The sequence below is a fragment of the Sanguibacter hominis ATCC BAA-789 genome, from assembly GCF_012396185.1.
Classification (GTDB): Bacteria; Actinomycetota; Actinomycetes; order Actinomycetales; family Cellulomonadaceae; genus Flavimobilis; species Flavimobilis hominis.
The window spans coordinates 369895-388293 of the sequence record NZ_JAAXOW010000002.1 but is presented as its reverse complement, the minus strand read 5'-3'; the positions used below and the strand labels follow the sequence as shown (position 1 = coordinate 388293).

Annotated in this window: 14 protein-coding genes and 7 tRNA genes; 14 read left to right on the top strand and 7 right to left on the bottom strand. The window is 69.7% G+C overall.

Going from position 1 to position 18399, the window contains the following annotated elements; genetic code table 11:
• Positions 1-5 precede the first annotated feature (5 nt).
• On the bottom strand, positions 6-1643 hold the full coding sequence (locus tag HF995_RS08320) for an AbgT family transporter (protein ID WP_168447326.1): 1638 nt from the start codon (positions 1641-1643) through the stop codon (positions 6-8).
• A 310-nt stretch (positions 1644-1953) separates the two neighbouring features.
• Here HF995_RS08320 and HF995_RS08315 point away from each other — a divergent pair, with 310 nt between their 5' ends.
• Both HF995_RS08315 and HF995_RS08310 read left to right on the top strand, forming a co-directional pair.
• Positions 1954-3222 carry a nucleotide sugar dehydrogenase gene (locus HF995_RS08315; protein ID WP_350308793.1) on the top strand — a complete coding sequence of 423 codons (1269 nt, stop codon included), beginning with the start codon at positions 1954-1956 and terminating at the stop codon, positions 3220-3222.
• Positions 3223-3315: 93 nt separating this feature from the next.
• The gene (locus HF995_RS08310; RefSeq protein ID WP_210727269.1) at positions 3316-3879 is read left to right on the top strand and encodes a GNAT family N-acetyltransferase; all 564 of its coding nucleotides are present in this window, start codon (positions 3316-3318) and stop codon (positions 3877-3879) included.
• Here HF995_RS08310 and HF995_RS08305 read toward each other — a convergent pair.
• The 5 genes from HF995_RS08305 to HF995_RS08285 form a co-directional block, all read right to left on the bottom strand.
• Positions 3876-4298 carry a CoA-binding protein gene (locus HF995_RS08305; RefSeq protein WP_168447325.1) on the bottom strand — a complete coding sequence of 141 codons (423 nt, stop codon included), beginning with the start codon at positions 4296-4298 and terminating at the stop codon, positions 3876-3878. The genes HF995_RS08310 and HF995_RS08305 overlap by 4 nt on opposite strands.
• A 43-nt stretch (positions 4299-4341) precedes the next feature.
• Positions 4342-4770, bottom strand: a complete 429-nt coding sequence (locus tag HF995_RS08300) for a VOC family protein (RefSeq protein ID WP_168447324.1) — start codon at positions 4768-4770, stop codon at positions 4342-4344.
• Between the two features lie 134 nt (positions 4771-4904).
• A tRNA-Val gene (locus HF995_RS08295) sits at positions 4905-4976 on the bottom strand.
• Positions 4977-5062: 86 nt separating this feature from the next.
• Positions 5063-5905, bottom strand: coding sequence for an aminotransferase class IV (locus tag HF995_RS08290; protein ID WP_168447323.1), 843 nt, complete (start codon positions 5903-5905; stop codon positions 5063-5065).
• A 55-nt stretch (positions 5906-5960) separates the two neighbouring features.
• Positions 5961-7070, bottom strand: a complete 1110-nt coding sequence (locus HF995_RS08285) for a chorismate-binding protein (protein ID WP_434060846.1) — start codon at positions 7068-7070, stop codon at positions 5961-5963.
• Positions 7071-7235: 165 nt separating this feature from the next.
• Here HF995_RS08285 and HF995_RS08280 point away from each other — a divergent pair.
• The 3 genes from HF995_RS08280 to HF995_RS08270 all read left to right on the top strand — a co-directional run bounded on the left by HF995_RS08280 (position 7236) and on the right by HF995_RS08270 (position 7506).
• Positions 7236-7307, top strand: a tRNA-Gly gene (locus HF995_RS08280).
• Positions 7308-7347: 40 nt separating this feature from the next.
• A tRNA-Cys gene (locus tag HF995_RS08275) sits at positions 7348-7418 on the top strand.
• A gap of 13 nt (positions 7419-7431) precedes the next feature.
• Positions 7432-7506 (top strand) — tRNA-Val (locus HF995_RS08270).
• A 58-nt stretch (positions 7507-7564) separates the two neighbouring features.
• Here HF995_RS08270 and HF995_RS08265 read toward each other — a convergent pair.
• Positions 7565-8620, bottom strand: a complete 1056-nt coding sequence (locus HF995_RS08265; RefSeq protein WP_168447322.1) for a 2,3-butanediol dehydrogenase — start codon at positions 8618-8620, stop codon at positions 7565-7567.
• A gap of 163 nt (positions 8621-8783) precedes the next feature.
• On the opposite strand from HF995_RS08265, the gene HF995_RS08260 reads away from it, so the two are divergent.
• From HF995_RS08260 to narI, 9 genes are all read left to right on the top strand, one after another.
• Positions 8784-8855, top strand: a tRNA-Gly gene (locus HF995_RS08260).
• Positions 8856-8895: 40 nt separating this feature from the next.
• Positions 8896-8966 (top strand) — tRNA-Cys (locus HF995_RS08255).
• Between the two features lie 13 nt (positions 8967-8979).
• Positions 8980-9054: transfer RNA gene (locus tag HF995_RS08250), tRNA-Val, on the top strand.
• Positions 9055-9166: 112 nt separating this feature from the next.
• Positions 9167-9943 (top strand): helix-turn-helix transcriptional regulator, encoded by a 777-nt coding sequence (locus HF995_RS13625; RefSeq protein WP_210727268.1) that lies wholly within the window; start codon positions 9167-9169, stop codon positions 9941-9943.
• 190 nt (positions 9944-10133) lie between these two features.
• On the top strand, positions 10134-11441 hold the full coding sequence (locus HF995_RS08240) for a nitrate/nitrite transporter (protein WP_168447321.1): 1308 nt from the start codon (positions 10134-10136) through the stop codon (positions 11439-11441).
• A 24-nt stretch (positions 11442-11465) separates the two neighbouring features.
• Complete coding sequence (locus HF995_RS08235; RefSeq protein ID WP_168447320.1) at positions 11466-15254, top strand: nitrate reductase subunit alpha; 3789 nt, start codon at positions 11466-11468, stop codon at positions 15252-15254.
• Positions 15254-16921, top strand: a complete 1668-nt coding sequence (gene narH / locus HF995_RS08230) for a nitrate reductase subunit beta (RefSeq protein WP_168447319.1) — start codon at positions 15254-15256, stop codon at positions 16919-16921. The genes HF995_RS08235 and narH overlap by 1 nt, the downstream gene beginning before the upstream one ends.
• A complete protein-coding gene (gene narJ, locus HF995_RS08225; RefSeq protein ID WP_350308792.1) occupies positions 16918-17661 on the top strand; it encodes a nitrate reductase molybdenum cofactor assembly chaperone in 744 nt (247 codons plus the stop codon). The genes narH and narJ overlap by 4 nt, the downstream gene beginning before the upstream one ends.
• Positions 17658-18392, top strand: a complete 735-nt coding sequence (gene narI, locus HF995_RS08220) for a respiratory nitrate reductase subunit gamma (RefSeq protein ID WP_168447318.1) — start codon at positions 17658-17660, stop codon at positions 18390-18392. The genes narJ and narI overlap by 4 nt, the downstream gene beginning before the upstream one ends.
• The last annotated feature ends 7 nt before the right edge of the window (positions 18393-18399 follow it).

The following is an 18399-nucleotide window of genomic DNA, read 5'->3' as shown; positions in this document are numbered from 1 at the left end:
GTCTCTCAGAGGTAGATCGAGCCGCCGGGTCCGAGCGGGATCCCGAGCAGGTACCAGGCCACGAGAAGCACGGTCCACGCGAGGAGCAGGATCACGGAGTACGGCAGCATGAGGGAGATGATCGAGCCCACGCCGACCTTGCGCCGGTAGCGCTCGGCGAAGATCACGATGAGGGCGAAGTACGGCATCAGGGGTGTGACGACGTTGATCGGCGAGTCCCCGACCCGGTAGGCGGCGACCGCGAGGTCGGGTGAGATGCCGAGCTGGACGAACAGCGGGACGAAGATCGGCGCGAAGATCGCCCACTTCGGCACGACGCCGCCGATGAAGATGTCGATCACCGCTGTCATCGCCACGAGGCCGACGATGAGCCAGACGGTCGGCAGGTTCGCCTCCTCGAGCGCGTCCGCCATGTTGACCGCTGCGATGGTGCCGAGCTGCGAGTACGTGAAGTACGCGATGAACTGGCTGATCACGAGGAGCAGGAAGAAGAGGCCGGCGAGCCCCGCGACGGTCTTGGTCATGGGGTTGATGACGTCCATCGAGCCTCTGATGGTCCCCGCCCCGATGCCGTAGCAGAGCCCCATCACGAAGAAGTACAGCAGGATCAGGAAGATGATCGATCCCATGAGGGGCGAGCTCTCGACGAGGCTGCCCGTCTCGGGGTTGCGCAGCGGCCCCCACGACGGCAGCGCGAGCAGCAGCACGAGGGCGGTCACCCCGAGCAGGCCGAAGCCCGCGAACCGCAGGCCACGCTGCTCGACGGCGGTGAGGTCACCGTCCGCGGGCGCAGCAGCGCCCGCTGCGTCATCGTCCTCAGGCGCCTCCGACTCGTCATAGCGGCCGAGCCGGGGCTCGACGACGAGCTCGGTCAGGGCGGTCACGACGACGGCGATGACGATCGTCGACACGATGCCGAAGAAGAGGTTCCCCGTGATGGAGACGTGCTGCGCCGGGTCGGCGATTGACTCGTTCGTGATCTCGGCGAGCATGCCGTCGACGGGGGTGATGAGCACGTTCACCCCGAACCCGCCGCCGACACCGGCGAAGGCTGCAGCGAGGCCTGCGAGGGGGTGCCGCCCGAGCGAGCGGAACACCGCCGCGGAGAGGGGGATCAGGACGAGGTAGCCCGCGTCGGTCGCGATCGAGGAGATCACGCCGAGCAGCACGATGATGAAGGTGACGAACCGCTTCGGCGTCACCTTGACGAGGCGCTTGATGAACGCGCTGATGAGGCCGGCCTCCTCGGCGAGCCCCACGCCGAGCATCGCGACCATGATCACGCCGACGACGCCGAAGCTGTTGAAGTTGTCGACGGGCGACGTGAAGATGAACCGGATCCCCTCGGCCGTCAGGAGGCTGCGCGCCTCGACCGTCACCTCTTCGACCTGCGCCTCGCCCGCGGGAGCCTCGACCTCGTTCTCACCGACGAGCTGCTCCGCGCTCGGGTCCACCTGCTCGGTGACGTAGGCCTGCTCGAAGGTCACAGACGTCCCGGTCGCGTAGAACACGTGGGACATGACGACGAGCAGCACGATCAGCCCGAGGAAGATCACGACGGGGTGCGGCACCTTGTTGCCGACGCGCTCGATGGCGTCGAGGGCCCGCTCAAGCGGGCTGCGACGCACGACCTCCTGGGTCATGTGGTGCCTTCCGCCTGGCGGCACAGCCGCTCGTGGCACGTGCGGGGTCCGGCGAGCCGGACGTGGCGCCGCGGGGCCGGAGCCACACGGCGCGGACGACGGACATTCAGGACATGACGCCCATGTCCCACCCTGGCACCGCGGCTCACGAGCGTCAACGGCGCCCGGAGCTCACCCGCGACCACCCCAGGCTCACCCACGGGTCTCGCACCACGTTCACCCCCGCCCACCCGTCGCCGGCGTCACGGACCGCAGTAGCGTCGATAACGGCCGACCGCGGGAGTCGGACCGAGCCTGAGGGGGAAGCACAGTGGACGCCAGCAGCCAGAAGATCGTGATCATCGGGCAGGGCTACGTCGGCCTCCCGGTCGCCATGCGCGCGGTCGAGGTGGGCTACGACGTCGTCGGTCTGGATCTCGACGAGCCACGCGTCAAGCGCCTCTCGGAAGGCAGGTCCTACGTCGGTGACATCGCCGACGAGATGCTCCGGGCGGCGCTCGACAGCGGCCGCTTCCTCCCCACGAGCGACTACGCCGCGGCTGAGGGCTTCGACGTCGCCGTCATCACTGTCCCGACGCCCCTCAAGGAGACGCTCCCCGACCTCAGCTTCATCGAGCAGTCGGGTCAGAGCCTCGCCCCGTACGTCACGCCCGGCTCCGTCGTGGTGCTCGAGTCGACGACGTACCCGGGCACCACCGAGGAGATGCTCGTGCCGATCCTCGAGGCCGGCAGCGGGCTGCGCGCGGGGACCGACTTCCACGTCGGCTACTCCCCCGAGCGCATCGACCCGGGCAACAAGAAGTACGGCTTCGTCGAGACGCCCAAGGTCGTCTCGGGGATCGACCCTGCGTCGCTCGCCCGCGTCGACGCGTTCTACTCCTCGCTCATCGAGCGCACCGTGCCGGTCTCCGGCACGAAGGAGGCGGAGCTGACGAAGCTCCTGGAGAACACGTTCCGTCACGTCAACATCGCGCTCGTCAACGAGCTCGCCGTCTTCGCGCACCAGCTCGACATCAACATCTGGGAGTCGATCGACGCCGCGTCCTCCAAGCCCTTCGGGTTCATGGCCTTCACGCCGGGCCCTGGCGTCGGCGGTCACTGCCTCCCGGTCGACCCGAGCTACCTGTCGTGGCAGGTCCGCCGCACCCTCGGGCAGAGCTTCCGCTTCATCGAGCTCGCGAACGACGTGAACGAGCACATGCCGAACCACGTCGTCACGCGGCTCGCGACGCTCCTCAACGACGAGCGCAAGGCCGTCCGCGGTTCGAAGGTGCTGCTGCTCGGACTCGCGTACAAGCGGGACACCAACGACATCCGCGAGTCGCCCTCGCTCAAGATCGTCGAGCTGCTCACGGCGCTCGGTGCCGACATCCTCGCGGTCGACGACCTCATCGACGACTCGCGCTGGCCCGCCGGCGTGACTCGGGTGGCGCTGACCGACGAGACCCTCGCCGACGTCGACGCCGCGCTCGTCGTCACCGCGCACTCGGACCAGCCGTACCACCTGCTCGTCGACAACGACGTCCCGACGCTCGACACGCAGCGCGTCCTGCGCGGGCCGAAGGTCTCGGTGCTCTGAGCGTCTGCGTGCTCTGAGCGTCTGCGCGCCGACACAGCGCGCACCTGGCTGAATCACGTGGACCGCAGCGAGGCGCGGTGAGATCGTCGTCGAGTGACGACCACACCAACCCTCGACGTGGGCGCGCCCGTCTGGCACGCCCCGGACCTCTCCCCTGCGGTGTCGCTGCACCGGCTCGACCTCGCGACGATCGACGCGCTCGCGCGCGGCGACCTCACAGCGGCACGCGGCTCGTCCGGGTTGGCCCTCGACCCGCACCTGGCGGCACCAGGGTCCCGAGGTGTCTGGCAGATCCGCAGCGCCCAGCTGGACGAGCACCCCGAGCACGGACCCTGGATCACGCGCGCCCTCACCCTGGGTGACGAGGTCGTCGGCAAGGCAGGCTTCCACGGCCCGCCCGAGCCGGGCACCGGCATGGTCGAGATCGGCTACTCGGTCGCACCGGAGCGTCGTCGGCAGGGCCTCGCCCGTGCGGCGTTCCGGCTCATGCGCGCCGTCGCCGCGCACGCCGCGGACGCCCACGTCCTCCGGGCGACGGTCTCGCCCGACAACGCCGCCTCGCGCGCCCTCGTGCTCTCCGAGGGCCTCGTCGAGGTCGGCGAGCAGTGGGACGAGGAGGACGGCCTCGAGATCGTGTACGAGGCCCGGCTCGACTAGCCCGCGTCCAGCCCCAGGCGTGGCCCCTCGATCGCCGGGCACGTGTCCATGACGACGTCGAGCCCGGCCGCGCGCGCCCGCGCGGCAGCGGCCTCGTCGATCACGTCGAGCTGCAGCCAGACGGCTCGCGCGCCGATCGCGATCGCCTCGTCGACGACCGCTCCGGCGAGCTCGGACCGCACGAAGACGTCGACGACGTCGACCTTCCCGGGCACGTCGGCGAGCGACGCGTAACCGGTCTCGCCGTGCACCACGGAAGCCTGGGGGTGCACCGGGACGATCGTCATACCGATGGCCTGCAGGTACCGGGCAACCCCGTACGCGGCGCGCTCGCGGTTCTCGGACAGGCCGACGACGGCCCAGCGGCCCTCGCTCGTGAGCAGCCGTCGGATGACCTCAGGATCGTTCGTTCGAGTCATAGGACTACCGAACCACACGCGAGCGGCAGCGCGGGACGACCGGTCAGGAGGGCTCCGTCTGCTGCGGGCCCTGCTCAGCCGCGACCGGGTCCATCCAGAACACCGAGAACAGGTTCCCGTCAGGGTCCTCGAAGTCGCGCCCGTACATGAAGCCCATCTCTTGCGGGCCCCTGTGCGCGGTCCCGCCGGCCGCGACCGCAGTCGCGATCATCTCGTCGACGGCCTCCCGGGAGTCCATGCTCAGGGCGATCTCCGCCTGGACCGCCGTCGCGGGATCGACGATCGGCTTGTCGGTGAAGGTCGCGAAGAAGTCGCGGGTGAGCACCATGAGGTAGATCGCGTCGTCGATCCGCACGCACGCCGCGTTCTCGTCGGTGAAGTTCGGTTCGATGCGCCAGCCGATGCCTTCGAAGAAGGCCTTCGACCGGTCGAGGTCGCTCGTCGGGATGTTGACGAAGATGTTCGTGGCCATGCGTGCTCCCAGGGTGACGGTGGGTGACCGGACGTGTCGGACATCACGATCGTCTCCCAGCACGGTCCCGTCGGCACCTCGACGCGACCGACGACGAAGGCCCCCGAGCGTGAGCTCGGGGGCCTTCGTGCGGGTGGGCGATACTGGGTTCGAACCAGTGACCTCTTCGGTGTGAACGAAGCGCGCTACCACTGCGCCAATCGCCCGTGCGTGGTGCGGTGACAACCCTAGCGCGTGATCGTCGGAGACGAAAATCGGTCGCGGCCTGCCCACCCGCACGCGCGGGCCACGCTCACGGGTCGAGGTCCTCCGTCTGCTTCCGGGCGAAGAGCTCTTGCGCGGCGAGGCACAGTTCGCCTGCGGAGACGTCCTGGCCGTCGAGCGCGGCGAGCGGCGAGACGTTGCGCGTCGAGGACGTGAGCGCGGCGTGCGCCCGCCCCTGCACGACGTCGTCGAGCACCTCGAACGGGAGCGTCGCCTCACGCACGGGAAGCCCCGCGGCGGCGCCCCACTCGAGCAGGAGCTCGCGCGTGATGCCAGCGAGGCAGCCGGAGTCGAGCGGCGGGGTGAGCAGCTCGCCGTCCCGCTCGACGACGATGTTCGACCCGGTCCCCTCGCACAGCTCGCCGCGCGTGTTGGCGAGCAGCGCCTCGTCGGCGCCGTACTCGGTCGCGGCGGCGAGCGCGACCACGTTCTCCGCGTACGACGTCGTCTTAAGGCCCGCGACGGCGGAGCGCTCGTTGCGCACCCAGCTGACGCGGGCGGCGCGCGACGCACGGGCGACCGTCGCCGGGCCGGCGGCGACGAGGACGGTCTGGGCGAGGCCGTCGCGACCGGAACCGAGCGGTCCGGGACCGCCTGTCACGGTGATCCGCAGGCGTCCTGTCTCGGGAGGCGCGACCGCGAGCACTGCGCTCACACCGTCGCGGATCTTGTCCTCGTCGGGCGGGAGGAGGCCGAGGCCGGTCGCGCTGCGCGCGAGCCGCGCGAGGTGCCGGGTGAGGGCGAACGCCCTGCCGTCGAGGACGAGCATCGTCTCGAAGACGCCGTCACCCACGGTGATCCCGTGGTCGAGCGCTCCGACGAGCGGCTCCTCGGCGTCGCGCAGCCGTCCCTCGAACCAGACGATCGTCATCGGTCTCCCCCTCGGGTCTCGTGCCTGCGTCGGCGCAGGCGGTCCGTCGATCTTGTCAGGACGAGGCGAGCGCGACCAGCCTGCGCGCCTTGAGCTCCGTCTCGTCCCACTCTCCGCCGGGGTCGCTCCCCCACGTGATGCCGGCTCCCGTGCCGAAGCGCAGGACGCCGTCGCGCCACCAGAAGGTGCGGATCCCGACGGCGAGCTCTGCTGTGCCTCGGTCGGCGTCGACCCAGCCGATCGCGCCGCAGTAGGGGCCGCGCGGCTCGTCCTCGAGCGTGTCGATGATCCGCAGCGCGGAGGACTTGGGCGCGCCTGACACGGACGCGGGCGGGAAGGTCGCGTCGAGGACCTGCGCCCAGCCGACGTCGTCGCGTAGCTCTCCCGTCACGGTCGAGACGAGATGGACGAGGCCCGGGTGCTGCTCGACGGCGAGGAGCGACTCGACGCTCACGGTCCCCGGCTGGCAGACGTGCTGCAGGTCGTTGCGCACGAGGTCCGTGATCATGATGTTCTCGGCCTCGTCCTTGGGGAGCAGCCCGCCCACGTCGGCGGCTGTCCCCTTGATCGGCGCGGACGTCAGGGTCGTGCCGTCGCGGCGCAGGAACAGCTCGGGTGAGGCGGTCACGACCCACACGGGCTCGACGCCGGCCCCTGCGGGCACGTGCACGTAGCCACCGAACGGGGCAGGGTTGCCTGTCGCTAGCCTCGTGGCCAGAGCAGTGGCGTCAGGCTCTTGTCCTCCTGTGGCGGGAAGCGGCGCGGAGAGCACCCGGCAGAGGTTGACCTGGTAGACGTCACCCTCCCGCACGCGCTCCCGCACACGAGCGACGTCGTCGCGGTAGCGGTCGGCGCCAGCCGAGCTTCGCCACGTGTCCGCAGCGGGTCCACGCCATGCGGTGCGCACGGGCACCGGGGCCGAGGCGGCACGGTCGTCCGCCGCGCCGTCGCTGGTGCGCTCGGCGAACCGCCACGCGTGACCGAGTCCGTCGAAGTCGAGGACGACGAACCACAGGCCTTCGTCGTCGAGACGGGCGCGCCCCTCGACCGTCGCGAGGTCGACGCAGTCGGTCACGCCGTGCGCGCTCGTTCCGCCGAGCGACGCGCTGCCGCGGGCGACGAGCCGCTCAGGCTCGTCGGGAGGGGCGGGACGGGCTCCGTTCACGGGGTCAACCTACCCGGGTGGCGGGCGACGCCGCGCAACGTCGGCGACGGCTCTGGCGACGGAGGACGGAAGATCACACGGGTGTCAGTTGGACGTTTCAGGGAACGTTCGACTAGTGTTTGTCAGGCGCCGCGGGCCGGAGATATCCGACCTGCTGGTGTGCATGCGGACGTGGCTCAGTGGTAGAGCATCACCTTGCCAAGGTGAGGGTCGCGGGTTCGAATCCCGTCGTCCGCTCGGAGACGCGGCACCGGTCCACCGGTCGCCCGACTCGAACGGTGGAGTGGCCGAGAGGCGAGGCAGCGGCCTGCAAAGCCGTACACACGGGTTCGAATCCCGTCTCCACCTCGCAGCACAGCACGGGCGATTGGCGCAGCGGTAGCGCGCTTCCCTGACACGGAAGAGGTCACTGGTTCGATCCCAGTATCGCCCACCACACGAAGGCCGCCCCACGGGGCGGCCTTCGGCGTCTCCGCGACGCACCGGTCAGCGGGTCACGGGTGGACGAGGATCTTCACGGCCGTGTCGTTGCGGTTGATGAGCGTGTCGAGCCCCTCGTCGACCAGGTCGCCAAGGTCGATCCGCGCGGTGATGAAGGGGGCGAGGTCGACCTTGCCCTCCTGGACGAGCCTGATGACCTCCGCGTGGTCGTTGACGTAGGCGATCGTGCCTCGCAGGTCGATCTCCTTGAGCACGATCTTCATCATGTCGATCGTGGCCGGCTTGCCCCAGATCGAGACGTTGACGACGACTCCCCCTGGCTTGACGGCATCGACGAGCGCATCGAGGACCGCATTGACAGACGAGCACTCGAAAGCGACGTCGACACCTCGCCCGTCGGTCAGCTCGAGGACGCGGGCCTGAAGGTCTTCGGCAGTCGGGTCGATGACGTGGTCCGCCACGCCCGTATCGACCGCCTTGGCCTTGCGCGCCTCGCTCAGCTCCGACATCAGGACGGTCAGGCCCTGGGCCTTGAGCACCGCCGCTGTCAGCAGACCGATCGGTCCGGCGCCGCCGATGAGCGCGACGTCACCCGCCTTCGCACCTGACCGGACGTACGCGTGGTGACCCACGGACAGCGGCTCGATGAGGGCCGCCTGGTCGAGCGGCACGTCCCCCACAGGGTGCACCCAGCGCCGGTCGACGACGACCTTCTCGCTGAGCCCGCCGCCGCCTCCGGACAGCCCGATGAAGCCCATCGACCGGCAGAGGTGGTACTTGTCCGCGCGACACATGTCGCACTCACCGCAGGTGAAGTACGGCTCGACGACGACGCTCTCCCCGACGGTCAGGTCAGCGACGCCCGCACCGAGCGCCGAGACCGTTCCGGAGAACTCGTGCCCCATCGTCACCGGCAGCTCTTCGCCCGACAACGGGTGGGGATGGCCGGGGGGCGGGATGAAGATCGGACCTTCGAGGTACTCGTGGAGGTCGCTGCCGCAGATGCCGCACCAAGCGACCTCGATCTCGACTGCCCCTGGCCGCAGGACCGGCTCGGGGATCTCGTCGATCGTGATGTTCCTCCGACCGTGAAAACGTGCTGCCCTCATCGTTGATCGCCTCCACACGAACGTGAGACACGCCTTCTTTGAAGACTACGCCGACCCCAGGGGCACACAAGGGTGGGCAGGTCGCCGGTTTGGGCAATCGTCGGATCGTCGTCTAGTGTGTACACGCACCGATCACCTCCGGCCTGCCGGACGAGATCGCGTTGCGGACGTGGCTCAGTGGTAGAGCATCACCTTGCCAAGGTGAGGGTCGCGGGTTCGAATCCCGTCGTCCGCTCGGAGACGCGGCACCGGTCCACCGGTCGCCCGACTCGAACGGTGGAGTGGCCGAGAGGCGAGGCAGCGGCCTGCAAAGCCGTACACACGGGTTCGAATCCCGTCTCCACCTCGCAGCACAGCACGGGCGATTGGCGCAGCGGTAGCGCGCTTCCCTGACACGGAAGAGGTCACTGGTTCGATCCCAGTATCGCCCACCACACGAAGGCCGCCCCACGGGGCGGCCTTCGGCGTTCCCGCCGTCCTCGGCCTTCGTCCGGGTCGAGCCAGAGGTCCCAAGAACTGATGCCCGGACCTCCGGATAATCAGTACATGACAGCCCGTCGCGTCAACGCCTACCGCGCCCTCGCCTCAGCGAGCCGGGTGACGCTGCTCGACGCGCTCCAGCAGCGCGACGGGATGACGATCACCGAGCTCGCCGAGGTGTCGGGCCTCCACACCAACACCGCGCGCGAGCACCTCGGCCGCCTCATCGACGCAGGCTTCGTGACGTGCGAGCCGGAGGAGCGGCACACCCGCGGTCGCCCGCGCATGCTGTACCGCGCTGTCGCCGGCAGGGAGACGATCAACGCCGAGGCGCACGAGCAACACACGAAGGACGCGCTCGCGCGCGCCGAGCTGACCCGCATGCTCCTCGCCGGCTTCGGCTCAGGCACGCTCGAGGATGCGGGCAAGGCCCGCGAGCTGGGCGAGGCGGCGGCGCAGCAGCACTCCTCGTTCCTGGGCGCCCCCGCCCTGACTCCCCCGGCTGGCACGTCGGACGAGCGGTGCGAGCGCCAGCAGCTCGACGTGCTCGAGGACCACTTCGACCAGATCGGCTTCGAGGTCGACGTCGACGTGCCGAACCTCGAGCTCCACCTGAGGCACTGCCCGTTCTACGACCTCGCACGACAGCGCCCCGAGGTCGTGTGCCGCGTCCACGAGGGCCTCGCCGCCGGAGTCCTCGCACGCGTCGCCGGTCCACTCTCACTCGAACGGATCACCCCGTTCGTCGGTCCCGAGCACTGCATCGTCCGTCTCAACCGGCGCGACGCCGACGACCAGGTCGGCACGAGCACGACACCGGTCGGTCTCCCGCCGCTCCACTGACGACCCCGGCTCGCGAGGCCGCCGGAGACACCGTCTCGCAGGTGCCCGCGGCAGCCTCTCCAGGGGAGTCGGACAAGAAAAACGGAGTTTGCCGAATAAAAACGGCGTTTGCGGCTGTGCACGGCTAGCCGAGCAGCGCGAGCATCAGTAGCGTGAGCAGCACTGACGACCGCCGCCGCTGGAGGCTCTGATGTCAAGGACCACGTCAAAGACGCCTGTGGACCTGTCCGACTGGGACCCTGAGGACCCGGAACGGTGGGACAGCAGGTTCGCCTGGCGAACACTCTGGATCACCACCTACAACCTGACCCTCGCCTTCGCGGTGTGGTTCCTCGTGAGCGCGGTCGCACCCCGGCTGAACTCGATCGGGTACGACCTGAGCGACGGTCAGCTGTACTGGCTCGTCGCGATCCCCGGCCTCGCTGGCGGGTTCATGCGCATGATCTACATGTTCCTGCCGCCGATCGTCGGCACCCGCACGCTCGTCGGCGGCTCGGCGACCCTCCTGCTGCTCCCGATGATCGGCTGGACGTTCGCCATCCGCGACCCGCAGACCTCCTATTCCGTCCTCGTCATCCTCGCGATCATGTGCGGCATCGGCGGCGGTGCGTTCTCGGGGTTCATGCCGTCGACCAGCTACTTCTTCCCCAAGAGGATGTCCGGCACCGCCCTCGGGCTCCAGGCGGGCATCGGCAACTTCGGCGTGAGCCTGATCCAGCTCCTCACCCCCTGGGTCGTCGGCTTCGGGCTCCTCGGCACGGCAGCACTCACCCCGCAGTCGACGGCCGACGGCGAGGTGTGGCTGCACAACGCCGCGATCGTCCTCATCCCCTGGTGCATCCTCGGCATGATCCTGGCCGCCGTGTACCTGCGCCGTGTGCCCATCACCGCGAACTTCCGCCAGCAGCTCGACATCTTCCGTGAGCCGCACACATGGATCATGACCCTGATCTACCTGATGACGTTCGGTGCGTTCTCCGGGTTCGCGGGCCAGCTGGGGCTGCTCATCCGCGCGGAGTGGGGGGGCTTCGCGGACGCGCCCGACCCGCTCAAGTTCGCGTTCCTCGGGCCGCTCCTCGGGTCGGCGTCGCGCGCGGCGTTCGGCCCGTTGTGCGACAAGTTCGGCGGCGCCGTCTGGACGCTCGTCGCCGGCATCGGCATGACGCTCAGCACCGCGTTCTGCGTGTTCTTCCTCGACCCGACGTCGGTCGGACAGTTCTGGTGGTTCCTCGGCGGGATGCTCGTGATGTTCACGTTCGCGGGCATCGGCAACGCCGGCACCTTCAAGCAGATGCCCATGATCTTCCCGCCCCGGCAGGCCGGCGGCGTGATCGGCTGGACGGCGTCGATCGCCGCGTTCGGCCCGTTCGTCGTCGGCATGGGTCTCAGCGCTGTCGCGCCGCGCACGTTCTTCATCGGGTGCACCGTCTTCTTCGCCCTGTGCACCTACCTGACCTGGCACTTCTACGCGCGACCGGGCGCGCCGCGCCCCAGCTGACGAGCGACGGAGACGAGAGAGCACATGAGCACGCACACGTCCGAGAGCACGTCAGGCGCACCGAGCGCCGCCGGGGTCGACAACGCCGCCGTCGACGCGCTGGTCCGCATGGGCAGGCACCTGCGGCGCGGCACGGTCTCGACCGACCTGCGCTCGATCTTCCTGGAGGGTGGCCGCCAGGGCGACGCGTTCTACCGGGACCGCTGGTCCCACGACAAGGTCGTGCGGTCCACGCACGGAGTCAACTGCACCGGGTCGTGCTCGTGGAAGGTGTACGTCAAGGACGGCATCATCACGTGGGAGACCCAGCAGACCGACTACCCGACCGTCGGCGCAGGCTCCCCCGAGTACGAGCCTCGCGGCTGCCCGCGCGGAGCCGCGTTCAGCTGGTACACGTACTCACCGACGCGGGTCCGCTACCCGTACGTGCGCGGCGTCCTCCTCGAGGCGTACCGCGCCGCCAAGGCGCGCACCGGAGACCCGGTGCTGGCGTGGGAGGCCGTCACCACCGACCGTGACGTCGCGCGGGCCTACAAGAAGGCGCGCGGGAAGGGCGGCCTCGTCCGCGCGTCGTGGGACGAGACCGCTGAGATCGTCGCCGCCGCGCACGTGCACACGATCAAGGCGTACGGCCCCGACCGCATCGCGGGCTTCTCCCCCATCCCCGCGATGTCGATGGTCTCCCACGGCGCGGGCTCCCGCTTCATCACGATGCTCGGCGGTTCGATGCAGTCGTTCTACGACTGGTACGCCGACCTACCGGTCGCCTCGCCCCAGGTGTTCGGGGACCAGACCGACGTGCCCGAGTCGGCCGACTGGTGGAACGCCGGCTACCTCATGATGTGGGGCTCCAACGTCCCCGTCACGCGCACCCCGGACGCCCACTTCATGACCGAGGCCCGGTACCGCGGGCAGAAGGTCATCACGGTCTCGCCGGACTATGCCGACAACACCAAGTTCGCGGACGAGTGGCTCGCCCCGCACCCCGGGACGGACGGCGCCCTCGCGCAGGCGATGGGCCACGTCATCCTCACCGAGTTCCACGTGCGCAACCGCACCCCCGAGTTCCGCGACTACATGTCGCGGTTCACCGACGCGCCGTACCTCGTCACCCTGGAAGGTCGCGACGGCGCCTACGTCCCCGGGCGCTTCCTCACGGCGGACCGTCTGCCCGACGCCGACCCGGCGGTCGAGAACGCCGCGTTCAAGACGGTACTGCTCGACTCGGACGGCACCGTCGTCGTCCCGAACGGCTCGCTCGGGCACCGCTACGCACCCGGAGACGCGGGCCGGTGGAACCTCGACCTGGGCGACGTCGTCCCGGCACTGTCGATCGCCGACCTGCCCGGACGCGCGGGCGCCGCGCCGTCGAGCGTGTCGGGCGAGACGGTCGAGGTCGACCTCCCACGCTTCGACGTCGCCCCTGAGGAGGGAGCCGAGCACCAGGGTGGCGCCGGCGCCGTGCGGCGCGGAGTCCCGGTGCACCGCGTCGGCGAGCACCTCGTGACGACCGTCTACGACCTCCTCCTTGCGCAGTACGGGGTCGCCCGCGACGGCCTGCCGGGTACGTGGCCCACGGGATACGACGACGCGAGCACGCCGGGTACCCCGGCGTGGCAGGAGGAGATCACCTCGGTCCCCGCCGAGAAGGCCGCACGGATCGGCCGCGAGTTCGCGCAGAACGCCCTCGAGTCGGGCGGCCGGTCCATGATCCTCATGGGCGCCGGCACCAACCACTGGTTCCACTCGGACACGATCTACCGCACGTTCCTCGCGCTCGTCACGATGACCGGCTGCCAGGGCGTCAACGGCGGCGGCTGGGCCCACTACGTCGGCCAGGAGAAGGTCCGCCCGATCACCGGGTTCGGCCAGTACGCGAACGGGCTCGACTGGGTCCGCCCGCCACGGCTGATGATCGGTACCGCGTTCTGGTACCTCGCGACCGACCAGTGGCGGTACGACGGCCTTCCCGCCGACGCGCTCGCGAGCCCGCTCGGCACCGGCAGGTTCGCCGGACGCACGACGGCGGACTGCCTCGTCGAGTCCGTGCGGCGCGGCTGGATGCCGAGCTACCCGACGTTCAACCGCAACCCGCTCGACCTCGTCGACGAGGCCGAGGCAGCGGGCAAGGACCCCGTCCAGCACGTCGTCGACCAGCTCGCGTCAGGCGAGCTCGACTATGCGTGCGCCGACCCGGACGCGCCCGAGAACTTCCCGCGCGTCCTGACGGTCTGGCGGGCGAACATCCTCGGCTCGTCCGGCAAGGGCAACGAGTACTTCCTCAAGCACCTGCTCGGCACCGACTCCGCGGTGCGCGCACCCGAGGCCGGCCCGGACCGGCGCCCGCGCGACATCACGTGGCGTGAGGAGGCGCCCGAGGGCAAGCTCGACCTGCTCGTCACCGCCGACTTCCGGATGACGTCGACGACGCTGTTCTCGGACGTCGTGCTCCCTGCCGCGACCTGGTACGAGAAGTACGACCTGTCCTCGACTGACATGCACCCGTTCGTGCACTCGTTCAACCCCGCGATCGCTCCGCCGTGGCAGACGCGCACCGACTTCGACATCTTCCACACGCTCGCCACGAAGGTCTCCGAGTACTCGGTCGAGCACCTCGGAGTCCGCAAGGACGTCGTCGCAGTCCCTCTCGCGCACGACACGCCCGACGCGATGGCGACACCGCACGGCGAGGTCCTCCCGCAGGGCGACCTCATCCCGGGCGTCACGATGTCCAAGCTCGTCGTCGTCGAGCGCGACTACCCCGCTTTCGCAGCCCGCATGGCCGCGCTCGGCCCGCTCACGGCAAAGCTGGGCATGGTCACGAAGGGCGTGAAGTTCGACCCGACACGCGAGGTCGCGCACCTCGCCGACGTCAACGGAGTCGTGCCCGAGGGGCCGACGGCCGGCCTTCCGCGCCTCGCGACCGACCGGCAGGTCTGCGAGATGATCCTCACCCTCTCCGGGACGACGAACGGGCGCCTCGCCGTGCAGGGCTTCGAGGACCTCGAGAAGCGCACCGGGGTCGAGCTCGCGGGGCTAGCCCGCGACCACGAAGGTCGCCGCATCACCTTCAGCGACGTCCAGTCGCGGCCCGAACCCGTCATCACCTCACCCGAGTGGTCCGGGTCCGAGCACGGCGGACGGCGCTACACCGCGTTCGCGATCAACGTCGAGCATCTCAAGCCGTGGCACACGCTCACCGGCCGCATGCACTTCTTCCTCGACCACGACTGGATGACCGAGCTCGGCGAGCAGCTTCCCGTGTACCGCCCGCCGCTCGACATGCACCGGCTGTTCGGCGACTCGAGACCCGGCGACACGAGCCCGACCGGGGCCCGGGGTTCCGAGGGCTATGCCGAGGTCGCGGTGCGGTACCTCACGCCCCACTCCAAGTGGTCGATCCACTCGGAGTACCAGGACAACCTGTTCATGCTCTCCCTGTCCCGCGGCGGGCCCACGATCTGGATGAGCCCGCAGGACGCCGAGAAGGTCGGGGTACGGGACAACGACTGGATCGAGTCGTACAACCGCAACGGCGTCGTCGTCGCGCGGGCGATCGTGTCGCGCCGCATGCCCGAGGGCACCGTGTACATGTACCACGCGAAGGACCGCACGGTGGACGTCCCTCGCACCGAGACCTCGGGGCAGCGCGGCGGCATCCACAACTCGCTGACCCGGGTGCTGCTCAAGCCGAGCCACCTCATCGGGGGGTACGCCCAGCTCTCCTACGCGTTCAACTACATCGGGCCGACCGGTAACCAGCGCGACGAGGTGACGGTCATCCGCCGCCGCAGCCAGGAGGTGGAGTACTGATGCGTGTCATGGCGCAGATGTCGATGGTCATGAACCTCGACAAGTGCATCGGCTGCCACACGTGCTCGGTCACGTGCAAGCAGGCGTGGACGAACCGCACCGGCGTGGAGTACGTCTGGTTCAACAACGTCGAGACGCGTCCGGGCGTCGGCTACCCGCGGTCCTACGAGGACCAGGAACGGTGGGGCGGCGGCTGGGTACGGACCAAGCGTGGGCGCCTGCAGCTGCGCTCCGGTGGACGCTTCGCCAAGCTCGCCCGGATCTTCTCGAACCCGAAGCTCCCCGAGATCCACGACTACTACGAGCCGTGGACGTACGACTACGACATGCTGCTCAACGCCCCGGCAGGCGAGCACACGCCCGTCGCACGGCCGAAGTCCCTGCTCACCGGCGACGACATGAAGATCTCGTGGTCGGCGAACTGGGACGACAACCTCGGTGGTTCTCAGGAGACGCTGCAGGAGGACCCGATCCTGCGGTCGATGAGCGAGAAGATCCGCGACGAGTTCGAGAACACGTTCATGTTCTACCTGCCGCGGATCTGCGAGCACTGCCTCAACCCGTCCTGCGTCGCGTCGTGCCCCTCGGGCGCGATGTACAAGCGCGCGGAGGACGGCATCGTGCTCGTCGACCAGGACCAGTGCCGGGGCTGGCGCATGTGCGTCTCCGGCTGCCCGTACAAGAAGGTGTACTTCAACCACAAGACCGGCAAGGCCGAGAAGTGCACGATGTGCTACCCCCGCATCGAGGTCGGGCTGCCGACGGTGTGCTCCGAGACGTGCGTAGGCCGGCTCCGCTACATCGGACTCGTGCTGTACGACGCCGACGCCGTCCTCGCCGCCGCCGCGGTCGAGGACGAGGCCGACCTGCTCGAGGCCCAGCGCAGCGTGTTCCTCGACCCGGACGACCCTGCGGTCGTCGCCGCGGCACGCCGCGACGGCATCCCGGACGACTGGATCGACGCGGCACAGCGGTCTCCGATCTGGGCGCTCATCCAGAAGTACCGGGTCGCCCTGCCGTTGCACCCCGAGTACCGGACGATGCCGATGGTCTGGTACATCCCACCGCTCTCGCCGGTCGTCGACACGGTCGCGGGCACGGGGAACGACGGCGAGGACCACCGCAACCTCTTCGCGGCGATCGACAAGCTGCGCATCCCCGTCGAGTACCTCGCCGGCCTGTTCTCCGCGGGTGACACCGGTCCTGTCGAGGAGAGCCTGCACCGGCTCGCCGCGATGCGGTCGTACATGCGCGGCGTGAACCTGTCGCAGACGCGTGACGAGTCGATCGCCCGGGCGGTAGGCATGTCCGGTACCGAGGTGGAAGCGATGTACCGTCTGCTCGCGATCGCGAAGTACGAGGACCGGTACGTCATCCCCGCTGCCCACTCGGAGACGGCGCGTCAGCTCGAGGAGCTCGGGAACGAGGGCTGCTCCCTCGACTACGACGGCGGCCCGGGCATGGGCGGCGCCGGCCCGTTCGGGCTCTCGTCCGGGACTCCCGTCCCGGTCGCCGTCGAGAACTTCCACGCGCTGAAGAACCGGCAGACGGCAGACTCGCCTGCAGGTCCGTCGACGTCGGGGCGGGTCAACCTCCTCAACTGGGACGGGAACGGCACCCCGGACGGGATGTTCCCACCGCGTCACGGCAAGGAGGCGGACGAGTGAGCGCGCTGCCTGCGGCCGGGCCACGGCGCCGTCGTCGGCACGATGCGCCCGGCTCGGCGCTGCCTCCGGCAGCGCCCGTGGTGGGCCTCACCGACGCCGAGCGCCGGGCGACGCACATGGTGACCTCGCTCCTGCTCGACTACCCGCGTGAGCGGACCGTCCAGGAGGAGTCGGACATCGATGCCGCGGTGGCGGGCCTGCCCGAGCCTGTGCGCACGTCGCTCGCGGCGTTCCGCGAGCAGACGTCCTGCATGCGCCTGTCCGACGTCGAGGCTCACTACGTCCAGACGTTCGACCTCAAGCGGCGCTGTGCGCTCTACCTCACCTACTACCAAGCGGGTGACACGCGGCGGCGCGGGATGGCGCTCGTGACGTTCGTCGAGGCGTACCGCGCCGCAGGCTGGGAGCCCGAGCCCGACGAGCTCCCCGACTACCTGCCGACGGTCCTCGAGCTGTCCGCGCGGACCGCCGACCCGGTCGCGCACCAGCTCCTCGCCGCGCACCGTGACGGTATCGAGGTGCTGCGCAGCTCCTTGCACGACCTGGGCACCCCGTACGCGCACCTCCTCGACGCGGTGTGCGCGACGCTGCCCGAGATCGATGCTGCCGCGGAGGCGCGGCTCGTCGCGCTCATCAACGCCGGGCCGCCGACCGAGACGGTGGGGCTCAGCCTCGTCGCCGCCCAGGCCGCCCTCGCCCCGTACGGGGCCCCCGGAGCCGACCGATCGGAGCTGTCATGACCACCGCCGACGCCCTCGTGTGGGTCGCGCTACCCTACGCCGCGATCGCGGTCTTCGTCGTCGGTCACCTGTGGCGGTACAGGTACGACAAGTTCGGGTGGACGACGAGGTCGTCGCAGATCTACGAGAACCGGCTGCTCCGGGCGGGCTCCCCCATGTTCCACGTCGGGATCCTCATGGTGATCGGCGGTCACGTCGTGGGACTCCTGATCCCTCGCACGTGGCTCGAGTCGATCGGGGTGACCGAGCACGCCTACCACCTCGGCGCCACGTGGCTCGGGACGATCGCCGCGGCCCTCACGCTCGCAGGCCTCGCGATCCTCGTGTACCGACGGCGCACGGTGGGCCCGGTGTTCCTCGCCACGACCGTCATGGACAAGGTCATGTACGTCGTCCTGGGCGCGACGCTCGCGTTCGGGACGATCGCGACCGTGCTGTTTCAGGTGCTCGGCGACGCCTACGACTACCGCGGCTCGATCTCGCCGTGGATCCGTTCGATCCTGTCCTTCCAGCCCGAGGCCTCGCTCATGGTCGGTGTGCCCTTCTGGTTCCAGCTCCACGTCGTCACCGCGATGGTCCTCTTCGCGCTGTGGCCGTTCACCCGTCTCGTGCACGTGTTCTCTGCGCCCGTCGGGTACCTGACGCGGCCGTACATCGTGTACCGATCGCGCGACCAGCACCAGGGCTCACGGTCGCTGCGGCGGGGCTGGGAACCGACCAGGCGTCCCTGACCGCTCC